Consider the following 13,914-nt stretch of genomic DNA (forward strand, 5'->3'; position numbering starts at 1 on the left):
ACGAACACCCGTGGCTGCTTCCACGCGCCCCGGTTCCGCCGTGCTGCCCGCCTTCGTCGATCTGGACGAGGCGGGCCGCGCCGAGTTGTGGGCCGCCCTGGCCTTGCGCCACAGTCCCGGCATCGGGCCGCGCACCGTGCGCCGCCTGCTGGCGGGGTTCGACTCCGCGCTGGCCGCCGTGCAGGCGGCCAATGGCGGCGGGCGCGAATGGGCGCAAGCCGGAGTGCGCCCGCACATGGCCGCGCCGGTGGCGGAAGGCCGCTGGCGCGAGGCCGCCCGACAGGAGTGGGACGCGGTGCGCGGATGCCGCTGCGCCATCCTGCTGTGGACCGATCCGCGCTACCCGGCCCGGCTGCGTGAAGTTCCGGATGCCCCCGCCGTGCTGTACTGCCGGGGAGACGCCTCGCTGCTGGCCAACCACGCCGTGGCGGTGGTGGGGTCGCGCCTGTCCTCGCGGGCGGGGCGCGGCGTGGCGGCGGACATCGCCTACAGTCTTTCCTCGGCTGGCGTCACCGTGGTGTCCGGCCTTGCGCGCGGCATAGACCGCGAAGCCCACGTGGCCGCGCTGGAAGAGGTGGGGTCCACCATCGGCGTGCTGGGCACCGGCATCGACGTGGTCTATCCGCCGGAGCATGCGGATGTGTTCGAGCGCATGGAATCCACGGGGCTGCTGCTGTCGGAATACGCCCCCGGCACGCTGCCTCTGCCCGGCCATTTCCCCGTGCGCAACCGCATCATCAGCGGACTTTCCGTGGGGGTGCTGGTGGTGGAGGCGGCGGCCCGCAGCGGCAGCCTGATCACCGCCCGCCTGGCCCTGGAACAGGGGCGCGAGGTGTATGCCGTGCCCGGCCCGGCCACGGCGCAGTACACCTGCGGCTGCCGGGGGCTCATCGAGCAGGGCGCGCGGCCCGTGTCCACGGCCGAAGAAGTGCTGGCCGACCTCGCCCCGGTGCTGGGCATGGAACTGGCCGCCCTGGCCGCACCGTGCCCCCCGCCGGGGTGGGACGACGACCCGCTGGACGACATCTTTCCGGCGGATGTCCCGCCTGCGGCAGGGGGCGAAGCGCGGCCTGCCGCGGCCAGTGGTGCCGAAACCTCGTCGGCGGACCATTGTTCCGCCCACACCTCGCGGGCTGCCCCGTGCGCATGCCCCGACCCGCGCGGCGCGGCCCCGCAGGGGTTAAAGTTTTCCGGCGAATCCGCCGTTTCTTCCCACGATGGTCATGCGGCGCGGGCAGCGGCGTACCCTGTCGATACCGCGCAGGCGTCGGCCCGTCCGGCCAATACGGCCAATGCGGGCAATCCCGCCAATCCGGCCAGGCCGGAACCCGCGGGAACGGCCACGGATGCCTTTACCCCAGCCACGCCCGGCATCCCGTCGCCCCCGTCGCCGAAGGCACCGCCCGCATCGCCCGCACCGGCCGCACCGCGCAAGGCGGTGCGATCCGCGCGCGGCCACCGGGCAGCACCGGTGGGTGTTCCCGCGCCCGTCCCCGCGTCAGGCGGCAGCCCCGAAGACGCCATCCTCGCCTTTTTGCGCGACAGGCCCGGCGCGCACGCGGACGACGTGTGCCGCGCGCTTGGTCTGGGCGCGGCCGACGTCAGCGCCCGCCTTGTGTTGCTGGAGGTAAAGGGCGCGGTGCGCCGGTTGCCCGGCATGCGCTACGAGCGTATGTAAGGGAACGCCCCAACGGCAGATCACGCGGCGGCGCGCATGCGCCGCCGGAGAGAGACATGCAGAAGATACCGCTAGACCTCGCCGCGCCCGGCATGAAGCTGGCCAAGCCCGTCACCAAGTCCGACGGGCTGGTGCTGGTGGGCGCGGGCGTTGAATTGACCACCACCATCATTTCCCGTTTCCGGGCCAGCGGGGTGCAGTCGCTCACCGTGCAGGGCCGCCCCGTGGACCTTGGCGACGACGGCGGCAACGACCTGGAGCGCATCGCCGGGCGGCTGGACCACCTGTTCCGCAAGCACGGGCAGGACCGGTTCATGACCACCCTGCGCAACATGCTGCGCCGCTTCTTTGCCGAACGCATCGCAGCCGCCAAGGCGGCGGAAGAGGCCGAGGCCGCCGCCATCGCCGCCGCCGCCGAAGCCGCGCGGGAAGAGGCGGAAGCCCAGGCCGCGCAGAACCGCATTTCGCTCGTCGATGACGAGCCGGACGGTATGCCCGCCCGGCCCGAAATGGCGGACGGCAACGGCGCGTCGCGGGAGAACGGGCGATGAGCGAAGATCTGCGCACCACCTACAAGGGGCGGCTGCTGGCGGTGAAGGACCTCCCGACGCTGCCCACGGCCCTGCAGGAAGTTTCGCGCCTGCTGGAGTTGCCCAACACCACCACCGACCAGGTGGCCAAGGTCATTTCCTTCGACCAGGTGCTGGCGGCCAAGGTGCTGAAGATGGTCAACTCGCCCATCTACGGCTTTCCGGGGCGCATCGGCACGGTGAAGCACGCCCTGGTGCTGTTGGGTTTCAACGTCATCCGGGGGCTGATCATCTCCACCTCGGTCTACGACGACATGAACCGCGCCATGCGCGGCCTGTGGGACCACAGCGTGGGCTGTTCGCTGGCCTGCGGCGAACTGGCGCGGGCGCTGGGCATGAAAGACCCCGAGGAATACGCCGTGGCCGGGCTGCTGCACGACCTCGGCAAGGTGGTGTCGGCCCTGCAACTGCCCGAGGCCAAGGCCCGCGTGGACGGCGTGGTGAAGGAACAGGACCTTTTCTACATCGACGCGGAAACCCAGGTGCTCGGCTTCGGGCACGACCGCATCAACGCGTGGCTGGCCGAACACTGGAACCTGCCCCCGGCCATCCGCGAGGGCATGGCCTTCCACCACAAGCCCATGAGCGCGCGCATCTACCCGCAGATGGCCTGCGTGGTGCACGTGGGCAACTTCATGGCCCGGCTGTTCGAGTACGGTTCCGGCGGCGACGACAACGTGCCCCCGCTGTCGCCCCACGCGCTGAAGCTGCTGGGCATGAACCAGCGTTCGCTGGAGGCGCTGCTGGACAACCTGTGCGAGAAATTCGCCGACGCCGGGGAACTGGGCTTCGCATGATCCGTGACGCCGCCGTTATGCCGCCAACCTTCCTGCCCCACATGTTGCGGGCGGTTTGGGCGTTGCGCATGACCCGCCCGGCGGGGACGCCGTCGTGAGCACGCGCCCCCCTGGTTTCGGCGACGCCGCGCCGACGGGCGTGCCGCGCTGCTGGCTGGTCACCGCCGACGGGTGCCTGTCCGCCACGGTGCGCGCCCTGTGGTCCGGCGAGGGCGGCGCGGCTTCGGGCCGCCCCATGGATTGGCGGGTGTTCGACAACGGACGCGCCGTGCTGGAGCAGTTCTTTCTCGACCCGCCGGACCTGCTGCTGGTGTCGGCCACACTGCCGGACATGTCGGGCGTGTCGCTGATCCAGCTGGTGAAGGGCGAGAACGTGTATCGCCAGGTGGCCACGCTGCTGTGCCTGGATGCGCCGGGCGTGGCCGGGGTGGAGTGGTCGTCCATCGATGCCGATGATTTCATGGTGCTGCCCACGCAGGCAGCACCGCCGACGGAGGGCGACGTGGCCTGCGCGCCGCTGCCGCCGCCGCTGGCCACGGAACTGCGGGCGCGCGTGGACCTGGCCCTGACCCGCGCGGGCCGCGCCCTGGACGCCAGCCCGCTGACCAAGCTGCCGGGCAACACCTCGATCATCAAGTACATTCAGGGGCTCATCGACCGGCGCGTGGATTTCGCGCTGGCCTACGCCGACCTCGACAACTTCAAGGCCTTCAACGACAAGTACGGCTTTTCGCGCGGCGACGAGGTGCTCATGCTCACCGCGCGGCTCATCGCCACCACGGCGCGCGAGGTGCGCGGCCAGCCCGCCTTCGTGGGGCACGTGGGCGGCGACGACTATGTGTTCGTCACCCCGGTGGATGAGGCGGAAGACGCCTGCCGCCGCGTGGTGGGGGCCTTCGACGCCATCGTGCCCGGCTTCTACGATGCCGAGGACCGCGAGCGCGGTGCCATCGTGGCCCACGACCGCCAAGGGCAGGTGCGCAGCTTTCCGCTGATGGCCGTGTCCATCGCCGTGGTGTGCAACCGGCCCGGCGCGGGATTATCGCTGGCCCACTACGGCGAGGCCTCGTACCGGGCCAGCCAGGTGAAGAAGCTGGCCAAGGACAGGACGGGCAGCTGCTATGTCTTCGACCGGCGACAGACCTGACCGTGGCGACGGCAGGAACGGCGGTGGGGGGAAACTCCCCCGTCGCGCGCAGCCTGCCTCCGGCCATCCCGCTGCCGGTGAAGCCGCTGCCCCCGACACCTTCCTCCCCCATGCCCGCGCCGAACTTCTGGACATGTTCCTGGCCCATCTGGGCATGGAAAAGGGCTACTCCGCAGCCACGGTGACGGCCTACGGCACCGACATGGACCAGTTCGCCGCGTTTCTGTCGGGCACGGGCGACGGCCCGGCCATTCCCGGCAGGCCGTCCTTGCCGAATCTCGCGTCGTCCTCCGCCTCGCTTTCGCTGGATACCCCGGAACTCATCACCAAGCGCCACGTGCAGCGGTTTCTGGCCGAACTGCATCGCCTGCGCATCGCCAAGTCCAGCGTGGCCCGCAAGCTGTCGGCGCTGCGGGCGTTCTTTCGTTTTCTGCTGCGGCTGCGCCGGGTCACGGCGGACCCCACGGCGGGCGTGCACAACCCCAAGCAGGAACAGCGCCACCCCCACGCCCTGAACGTGGACCAGGCCTTTGCCCTGCTGGACGAGCGGCGGCAGCGCAAGGGCCTTGCCATTGCCCACGCCGGTCAGGCCACGGATTCGGGACCTGCCGACGCGACACTGCTGGCGCGCGACCTGGCCCTGGCCGAACTGCTGTACGGTTCCGGGCTGCGCGTGTCCGAGGCGCTGGGACTGGACGTGCTGGACGCGGACCCGGCATCGGGCGTGGTGCGGGTGATGGGCAAGGGCGGGCGCGAACGCATGAGCCCGCTCAGCGATACCGCCCGCGACGCGCTGTCCGCTTGGCTTGCGGTGCGCCACGAGGTGGACGAGGGCCGGGGCGAAGCCGCCCTGTTCCTGGGAGCGCGGGGCGGCCGCCTGAACCGGCGGCAGGCCGCGCGGATCATCGAGGCGCTGTGCTTGCGGGCCGGGCTGCCGCAGGCCATATCCCCGCACGGGCTGCGCCACTCCTTCGCCACCCACCTGCTGGAGGCCGGGGCGGACCTGCGCAGCGTGCAGGAACTGCTGGGCCACGCCCGGCTTTCCACCACCCAGCGCTACACCCACCTGACCCTTTCGCGCCTGGTGGACGTGTACGACAGGGCGCATCCCCGATCGGACATGGCGAAACCCGCGGACCCGGCAGACCGTGCGGCTCGGCGCAAGCCCGTCGCAACGCCGGAAAAAACGGCCCGCGCCGCCACGCCCCGCAGGGGCGGCAAGTCCACGCCCAAGCGGTAGAGGCCTTTTCCACTTTTCCCTTCGCCAACGAAAACGGGCCGGAACCTTGCGGGGTTCCGGCCCGGTGTTTTTGGGAGGGGGGCATTGCGGGCGTTGCGGAAATTTCGCTCTCCGGCAAGGAAGGCAAGCCGGTTGCGACGGGAGCGCACTAAAGGTGCGTGACCAGAGCAAGCGGCGCCGCCTGACGCGGCCCGAGAGCGAAAGAACGCAACGCTAAGCGCGCAACATGCCAAAGCGCTTGCTGATAGCCTCTTCGAACTCCTGCTGGAGCGAGGACACCAGTTCGTGCACCGACTGGATGCGGTCCACCCGGAACACGTTGGCCCCGGAGAAGGCAAACCCCTTCTCCAGATTCCCCTTCATGGCGTTGATCAGCGCGGCGGCGATGCAGTACGGGGTCTGCTCCTGCTCGCAAGTGCTGATGCACTTGAACACGCACTTGAAGGGTTTTTTCGCGCCTTCGCGCATGGACTCGATGAACGAGTTGCCGATGGCGCGGCCCGGCATGCCCACGGGGCTCTTGATGATGGTCACGTCCTGCTCGGTGGCGTCCACGTAGGCCTGTTTGAAGCGGTCGTCGGCATCGCATTCATGGGTGGCCACGAAGCGGGTGCCCATCTGCACGCCAGCCGCGCCCAGTTCCATGAACCGGGTGATGTCCTCGCCGGTGTACACGCCGCCAGCGGCGATGACCGGAATGCGGCGGCCCTTTTCGTCCTCGAAGGGCTTCACCGCCTCCACCACCTGCGGGATGACCGTTTCCAGCGAATGGTTGGGGTCGTCGATCTCCTCGGCCTTGAAGCCAAGGTGCCCGCCCGCCTTGGGGCCTTCCACCACGAAGGCGTCGGGCACGTAGTCGAAGCGGGATATCCACTTCTTGGCGATGACCGAGGCCGCGCGGGCGGACGACACGATGGGCACGAGCTTGGTGCGGAATTCTTCCTTCTTCTGGTCGCAGGCGTCGCGCAGGTGCTTGGGCAGGTCCAGCGGCAGGCCCGCGCCCGAGAAGATGATGTCGGCCCGTTCCTCGATGGAGGTGCGGACCATTTCGCCAAAGGTGGTCAGGGCCACCATGATGTTCACGCCCACGATGCCCTGGGTCATTTCGCGGGCCTTCTGCAACTCGCGGCGCAGGGCGCGGACGTTGGCTTCGATGGGGTTTTTGGCCACGTCGGGCTCTTTCATCCCGATCATGGCGGCGGCGATGACGCCGATGCCGCCTTCGTTGGCCACGGCGGACGCCAGGCGCGACAACGAGATGCCGACGCCCATGCCGCCTTGCACGATGGGTATGCGGGCGACCAGGTCGCCAATGTTCAGGGTCGGGAAAGGCATGATTCAGTCCTCCGGTGCGGTGCGTGCGTGCCGGTGAGGGCACGCGGAATGAACCGGGCCCGCGCGCGCCTGGAATGGGCGTGGGCGTGGGCGCTCCGGTGTGCCGCCATGCGCTGGCGGCGTGCGGAAGGTTGCGCGGTCCGGCGGTATGGCCGGAGGCCGCATGGCCTTCGTGGGCGGCATCGGAGTCTTTCGGGCAGCGAACGCTGGGTGGCGTCGTGCGGTGCGGTGGCGGCGGTGCGTAGTTTCCCGTGCAGTCCCCACTGCATGGGCGCAACCGCCGCCGGGCCGAAGCCGGGCGGACGCCGCGCTGGCGGCGCGGAAGGGCCGATGCGGCCCGTTCCCTCAAGCACGCATTTTACACAGTTTTGCGCAAGAGCACCAGTCGCAATGTTTGCCGTCGCGCGGCAGCAGCAACGGCGCTTCGGCCATGTGCCGCAACAGGAAGGAGAGCAGGGCGGGGATGCGGGTGGTGATGGCCGTGTCGCGGGCTTCGTCGTCCACGCCGTCTCCGAACAGGGGCAGTTCCTGCCCGGCGTCGCGCAGGATGACCCAGGCGGCGTCGTGCACGTCATGGCCGGAATGCTGGCCGTACATGTACACGTAGGCGGGCAATTGCACGCCGTGCAGGGCGCCGGCCACGTCGGCCAGCAGGCCGGGGTCGTGGTCCGGGGTCCACACCTCGATGCGTTCCCACAACGCGTCGTCGGACCACGCGCGGGTGGACCATTCCACCTTGCCGGTCTTGTAGTCCAAGATCACCGCGCCTTCGCCGTCTTTGAATCCGCGCAGGTCCACCCGGTCCACCCGGCCGTGCAGGCGGCGCACGCGGTGGCCCGCGCTGCCAGGCACGTCGATGGTGGCCTCCACCGGCTCTTCGAGGTCCAGCACGGTGAATCGTTCCGGCTGGCGGGACAGGTAGCGCCCCAGGCGTTCCGGACCGGCCACCTCCAGCATCAGCAGGGCGTCGGGCGGCAGGCGGCCAGACAGGCCAGACGTTGCCAGCCGTTGCAGGAACAGGCGGGCGAGGTGCTCGGCGGAAAGCTCGTCGCGGCGCACCTCGCGCCCCTTGTGGGGCAGGTGGAAGTCCTTCAGCACCTCGTGCAGCAACTCGCCCACGGCCAGCGGGTCGTCGCCCTCGTTCACCTCGTCCGGCGGGGCCAGTCCGGCCAGCCGTTCGTGAAAGAAGCGCACCGGGCAGGTCAACCAGGCGTCGAGGGTGGAGGGCGACACGGGCGCGTCCAGCAGCCGCTCCAGCGCATCATTGATGGCGGTGGTGCGTTCGATGGGGCGCAGCGCGGAACGGAACGGGCGCACCGTGCAGGCGGCGGCATGCAGCGGGGGCTGGCCGGGAGAGAGCAGGCTGCCCCGCGCGCGTTCCTCGCGCCACAGCAATTCTTCGACAAAGCGGCTGCGGATTTTCTTTTCGTCCAGCAGGCCGCTGCGGTCCACGCCCGTCTGGTAGCACAGCACGGCCTCTTCCGCACCGGCCAGCAGGCGGTGGAAGTTGTGCGCGGCCACCCGTTCGCGGCGGCGTGAATCGGGCAACCCGGCCATGGCGCGCAGGCTGTCGGGCAGCAGCGGGTCGTGCCCCGGCGCGCCGGGCAGGCGGTCTTCGGTGGCGTCCAGCACGATGATCCGGCGAAAGCGCAGCAGGCGCGTTTCCAGCATGCCCAGCACCTGCAACCCGGCCAGGGGCGTGGCCTCGAAGGGTACGCGTTCCTCGCGCAGGGTTTCGCGCAGGATGGTGTGCAGCACCTCGCGCGGAAAGGGGGTGTCCGCCAGTTCGCAGTCGCGCAGGGCGGGGATGACCCGCTGCATGAGACGGAACAGGCATTCCGCGTCGATGGGAAAGCGTTCCCACAGGGTGCCGCCGTGGGCCAGCAAGAGGTCGCACAACGCGCCCACGGCCTCGGCTACGCGGGCCGGGGTGTCCGCCGTTTCCCAGCGGGTCAGGCACAGCTCCAGCACGCGGTGCAGCAGGGCGGCTGCCGGGCCGTGCTCACCGCCGGGGGCCTTCTGGGCCACCTGGCGGGCCAGCGCGCGCGGTTCCACGAAGCTGGCCCCGCCGCGCACCGCGTTTTCCATGAGGTGGAACAGGTCGCGCAGGGGGCGGTCGCCATCTAGTTCCAGCATCTTCAGGTAGGGGTGGCGGATGCACTCGATGACCGTGCGCCAGTGGTAGTGCATGGCAGACGGCGCGGCGTCCGCTGTGCCTGCGGCGGGGCTGGCCCCGCCTTCGCCCGGCTGTTCGTCCTGCCCCTCTCCCAACCCGGCCAGCGAGGCGGCGGGCCGGGCGGTCTCCTGCAGGCGCATCAGGGTTTCCACCAGCCGCACCAGGGTGGAGCGCACCAGCGGATACCCCATGGAGATGTTCACGTCCTTGTCCGGCAGATGGTGCAGCACGGGCATGAGCAGCCCGGTATCGGGCAGCACCACCGCCGTGCCCGCCAGTTCGTCGGCATCCGGCGCGGGGGGGATGGAACTTTCGGTGCTTTCGATTGCTGGCGTTAGACTTGATTCCTTCAAGTTGTCGGAACCGGGCGCGCTTTCCCTTTCGGAACGCAACTCCCTTTCCATGACCAGCAATTGGGAATGCAGGTCGTAGCCTTCGTGAAACGCGATCGAAGGGATGTGCCCGGAAGGGTGGCAGGCCATATCGGCGCCAGCCCGCCATGATGTCAGCCAGCGCACATGGTCCTCGCAGGTCCAGTGCACAGGTCGCGCCCCCAGTTCCGCCACTGCCGCGTCGGTGTGCAGGCACACCGTGGCCCCTTCGTGCCGCCACAGGTGCAGGAACAACGCCTCTTCCGTGCCGGTGAGGGTGGAGAACCCGGCCACGAACAACCGCTTGCCCGCCAGCAGCGGGGGCAGGGCGAAGCCGTCGGGGCGTTCGGTGGCGCGCCCCGTTTCACCGGGGCCGGGCAGCAGACGCACGGAACGGAAGGCGTCGAAGCCCGGCGTGGTCCAGCCGAGCTCGGTCAGCGCCGCCGCGTACGCCTCGTGGATGCGGCCCAGCGCGCCCAGCAGGGCGGCGGCAAAGGGGGCCACCTGGCCTTCCATGTACTGGTAGTCTTCCGGCACGCGGTTCTGGACGAAGAATTCCTCCATCAACGCGGCAAGGCGCACGCCCCAGGGAAAGAAGCGGCGCTGGTCCGTGGCGGCGAGGTGCGCGTACAGTTCGTCGCCGGGTTGGGCCAGACCGCGCACGCAGTCCATGAGCAGGCCCACCCGGTCCAGCAGGGGGATGGGCCGGGCCGGGCGCGCGGCGGGGTCTTCCGCGTGGGCGCGCAGCAGCGCGAACATCTGGCGCACCGTGAACACGCGGGGCAGCAGGCAGGGCCGGGCGGTGTCCGGGGCGCGGCGGATGCGGTCCACCAGGTAGCGGCCGGGGCGGCCGTGCGGAAAGACGAACACGGCGTCGCCGGGGCGGCCGCCGGTGACCTTGATGAGCGTCTTGGTGAGCCCGGCCAGGAAATCCGTGTCCCACGGAAAGATCAGGAACGGGCGTGGGCCGGACCCGTCATGCGGGGCGCGGGATGACGCGCGCGGGGCGGCGCGGCGGGCGGCTGACCGTCTGGGCCGGGCGGCGGCCGCGCCGGGCATGAGGATGTCGTCTGGGCCGGTCACGGGCGGTGTCCTTCATTGGCATCATTCGGAGGGGCGTCACTATGCGGGGCGGCGTCGGTGGCGCGCAGTTCCACGGGCCGCACCGTGCGCCCGTCAAGGTACACCAGCACGCCCCGCACGCCGGCGGAGCCGCGTCCGGTGGCCTCGGCCAGCAGGCCGAGGTAGCGGCGCACCTGGGCCACGTGGTCGTCAGAGGGGCGGCCCGTCTTCCATTCCACCACGGTGCAGGATTCCCCGTCGTCCACCATGAGGTCGGTGCGGTGGATGCTGCCCTGCGCATCCATGATGGACTGTTCCGGCACGCCGTGGGTGAACCAGTGCGCGGCCTGCGGCAGCGCCGCCAGCCACGCCAGCATGGCGGTGAGCTCGCGGGCGGTGCCCTCCGGCTCGGGCACCGGCAGGGGGAAGGCCCGCATGCCGTGGCCCACGGCCCGCGCGGCGTCCTGCTCCGGGTTGCCGGTAAGGCGCAGTTGTTCCAGGCAGGCGTGCACCAGCATGCCGCGCCGCCGTTCGGTGAAGGTGAATTCCTCCAGCTGGTTGCGGAAAATCTTCAGGCGCGGCAGCCACTGCATGGGCCGCCACGGGGCGGCGTCTGGCAATTGCTCCGGTGATTGGGCAGACGGCGCGTGCGGGGTGGCGGGTGGCGTGGTCTGCGGTGCGTCTGGTGCGGCATGCGGCACGGCTCGCGCGTATTCCATGTCCTGCGGGACTTCCGGCGTCGCATCACTCGGCGTGTCTTCCCCCTGAGCCGGGGGCACCGCGCCGGTCACGTATTCCTGCTCCGTGTCGATGCCGCACCCGGTGAGCAGGGCGCGCACCCCGGCCAGCAGCGACGAATGCGTATCCGCAAACGGGGTGGAGGTGACGTAGGCGTGCAGTTCGTCCACCGGGCGCGTCCAGCCCACGTACAGCAGATGCAGCTTTTCGGCGGCGGCGGCCGCCTGCGCGCGGTGGTAGCGGTCGCCCATTTCCGGGCACAGCGGGGCCAGCAGCGGCTGGCCGTCCAGTTCCGCCACCACCAGCGGCGGGTCGGTGCGGTCGGGCTGATGATGGAAGGGAATGACCACCACCGGAAATTCCAGCCCCTTGGACTTGTGCTTGGTCATCACCCGCACGGCGTCCATGGCCTCGGGCATGGGCACCTTTTCCTCGCCGCCGCTTTCGACCCAGAATTCCAGAAAGGTCGCCAGCGAGGTGAGCCCGCGCGATTCCGCGTTGTGCACCACTTCCAGAAAGCGGCGCACGTAGCCGATGTCCTCGGGGTGGCGCTGCGCCACGCGAAAGCGCTCGAAGATTTCGCGCACCGTGTCGTAGGGGCCCATCAGCCCGGCGCGGGCGTAAAACGGGGCCAACCACGTTTCCCAGGCGGCCGGGAACGTGGCGCGGAAGTCGGCCAGCAGCCCCTTGCCGCCGCGCGGGTCATCGGCGGCGCGGGCGGACCGCTCCGCCAGCCAGTCGCGCAACGCGCGGTCGGAAAGGCCGCTGACTTCGCCGAACAGTTCCGCGCCGGTCAGCACCTCCCACAGGGCCAGCGCGTTGGGCGGGTAGTCCAGAAAGGCCAGCAGGGCCACGGTTTGCGTTACAAGGGGATGGTCGGCGAGGCGCAGGCTGTTCTCGGTGACCACCGGCACGCCCCAGTCCATGAGCCACGAGGCCACAAGGGCGGATTCGTCGTTCTTGCGCACCAGTACGGCCACGTCGCGCCACGGGCGGCGGGCGGCCAGATCGTCCAGAAACAGCGCGCGCAGCTGCTGGCGCACCTTGTCGCGCAGGTCTCCGTTGTCCTCTCCGTGCACGGGGACGATGCGCACCAGCCCGCCTTGCGCGGCGGGCCTGTCGGGCACGCCCTGCGCCGCCCCGGCAAAGGCCCGCGCCACCGAAGCGGCGGCCTCGTCCAGCACGTGGCCGGGCGTCTTTTCGCCCAGCATGGCCGAAAGCACGCCCCGCGCGCGCAGCGGGTCGTCCAGTTGGGCGAACACCGTGTTGTTGTGCTGCACGATGGCCACGCGGCTGCGCCAGTTGCGGGGCAGGGTGTCGCGCTCGGGCGTCGGGACGATGGCGGTAAGCGCCGGGGATGCCAGGATGTCGTCGAAAAGGGCGGAATCGCCGCCCCGCCAGCCGTAGATGGCCTGCTTCACGTCGCCCACCCAGGTCAGCCCGCCCCCGCGCGACAGGCATTCCACGGCCAGCGGCTCGATGGCGGCCCACTGGTCGCGGCTGGTGTCCTGGAATTCGTCGATGAGGATGTGCGCGAGGCGCGTGCCCATGCGGCAGAAGGCTTCGGACACGCCGAATTCGTTGTTCAGGATGTCTCGGGCGTGCAGCGGGATGAGCGGCTGGGGCAGCTTGCCCTCGCGCCGCTGGAAGTCGGGAAGATGGGCGGCGATGGCGCGGGCAAGGCCTGCCAGCGGAGCCACCTGCAAGGCGCGCTGGATGAGCCGCCCGCGCATGGCGAAGTCGTTGCAGGCGTCGCGCCAGGCATCGAAGGCCGCGCGCGCGTCGTCGCTGCCCTTGCCTTTGGACGCCTTGAGCAGGCAATCGTCCAGCCCGCCCTTTTCCAGGTAGACAGACTTGGACAGCGGAGAAAAGGCGCTGTTCTGCGCACACTTGTCCAGAAACTTGTGCAGGGTCGCGGCGGCGGAAAGCTGCTCTTCGGCCAGGATGCGGGCCAACGCGGCCGTGGCGTCGCGCATGTCCGCGTGGATGGCGACCAGCTTGGCGGCCAGCGCGTCGGTATCGATATCGGGCAGGCCGCCCCGGGGCGCATCCTCATTGAAGGGGCTGGGGGCGGACATGCCCCCTTCGGCCAGATGCAGCTGCAACAGCTGCGAAAGGCGCACGCGCAGCCCGGCCCCAACGGTGAATCCCTTGAGGTCGGTGTGGAAGAGCAACAGGCGGCAGGCGTCGCGCACGTCATCGCGCAACTGGGCGTCGCCCCGGCGGGCGCGGTCCAGCACCAGGTCGTAGAGCGGATCGAAATACTCGTCGGGCGAGAAGGACGGCTCGAAGTCGGGCGGCAGGGACAGTTCCAGCGCGGCAAGGCGCACCAGCATGGTCAGCAGGCTGTCGATGGTGCGGATGTTCAGCGCGCCGTAGCGCCGAAGGATGATGTCCACCCAACGGGCCGCGCGGGCCGGGGGCCATGCGCCACCGCTGCTGTCGCCCCCGCCTTTTTCCGCCCGCTTGGCCTTGTCCGGATCGGCCAGGGCGTGCTCCTTGAGCAGACGGATGACCCGCTCCTTCATTTCCGACGCCGCCTTGTTGGTGAAGGTCACCGCCAGGATGTCGGGCCAGCAGTGTCCGCCCTCCGCGGCCAGCGCGCAGGCCCGTCCGTCCTCGTCGCGCGCCCCCGCCAGCAGCGACAGGAACCGCCGGGTCAGGGTGTAGGTCTTTCCCGATCCGGCGGAGGCCTTGATCTGCGTCAGTGTTGGCGTGGGCATGGGGTGAGATTCTTGACTATTGGGAATTAGCGATTTGGAAAAGGCAGGCAAAATTAT

8 protein-coding genes are annotated in these 13,914 nt (G+C 70.1%); 5 read left to right on the forward strand and 3 right to left on the reverse strand.

Annotation, left to right across the window (positions count from 1 at the left end; translation table 11 throughout):
• The first annotated feature begins 10 nt into the window (after nt 1–10).
• The 5 genes from dprA to RVX_RS06605 all read left to right on the forward strand — a co-directional run bounded on the left by dprA (nt 11) and on the right by RVX_RS06605 (nt 5,452).
• Complete coding sequence (gene dprA, locus RVX_RS06585) at nt 11–1,678, forward strand: DNA-processing protein DprA (protein WP_116305222.1); 1,668 nt, start codon at nt 11–13, stop codon at nt 1,676–1,678.
• A 56-nt stretch (nt 1,679–1,734) separates the two neighbouring features.
• Nucleotides 1,735–2,229, forward strand: a complete 495-nt coding sequence (locus RVX_RS06590; protein ID WP_116305223.1) for a hypothetical protein — start codon at nt 1,735–1,737, stop codon at nt 2,227–2,229.
• On the forward strand, nt 2,226–3,065 hold the full coding sequence (locus tag RVX_RS06595) for an HDOD domain-containing protein (protein ID WP_007522525.1): 840 nt from the start codon (nt 2,226–2,228) through the stop codon (nt 3,063–3,065). The genes RVX_RS06590 and RVX_RS06595 overlap by 4 nt, the downstream gene beginning before the upstream one ends.
• Nucleotides 3,066–3,159: 94 nt before the next feature.
• Nucleotides 3,160–4,212 carry a diguanylate cyclase gene (locus RVX_RS06600; RefSeq protein ID WP_116305224.1) on the forward strand — a complete coding sequence of 351 codons (1,053 nt, stop codon included), beginning with the start codon at nt 3,160–3,162 and terminating at the stop codon, nt 4,210–4,212.
• Between the two features lie 133 nt (nt 4,213–4,345).
• The gene (locus RVX_RS06605) at nt 4,346–5,452 is read left to right on the forward strand and encodes a tyrosine recombinase XerC (protein ID WP_172596535.1); all 1,107 of its coding nucleotides are present in this window, start codon (nt 4,346–4,348) and stop codon (nt 5,450–5,452) included.
• A gap of 213 nt (nt 5,453–5,665) precedes the next feature.
• Here the strand turns inward: RVX_RS06605 and RVX_RS06610 are convergent, their stop codons facing one another.
• The 3 genes from RVX_RS06610 to RVX_RS06620 form a co-directional block, all read right to left on the reverse strand.
• Nucleotides 5,666–6,787, reverse strand: coding sequence for an NAD(P)H-dependent flavin oxidoreductase (locus RVX_RS06610; protein WP_116305226.1), 1,122 nt, complete (start codon nt 6,785–6,787; stop codon nt 5,666–5,668).
• A 345-nt stretch (nt 6,788–7,132) separates the two neighbouring features.
• Entirely contained in the window at nt 7,133–10,417 is a 3,285-nt protein-coding gene (locus tag RVX_RS06615; protein WP_116305227.1) for a PD-(D/E)XK nuclease family protein, read from the reverse strand.
• Complete coding sequence (locus RVX_RS06620) at nt 10,414–13,857, reverse strand: UvrD-helicase domain-containing protein (protein WP_116305228.1); 3,444 nt, start codon at nt 13,855–13,857, stop codon at nt 10,414–10,416. Before RVX_RS06620 ends, RVX_RS06615 begins: the two co-directional genes overlap by 4 nt.
• Between the last annotated feature and the right edge of the window lie 57 nt (nt 13,858–13,914).

The organism is Nitratidesulfovibrio sp. HK-II (genome assembly GCF_003402415.2).
GTDB lineage: Bacteria > Desulfobacterota > Desulfovibrionia > Desulfovibrionales > Desulfovibrionaceae > Cupidesulfovibrio.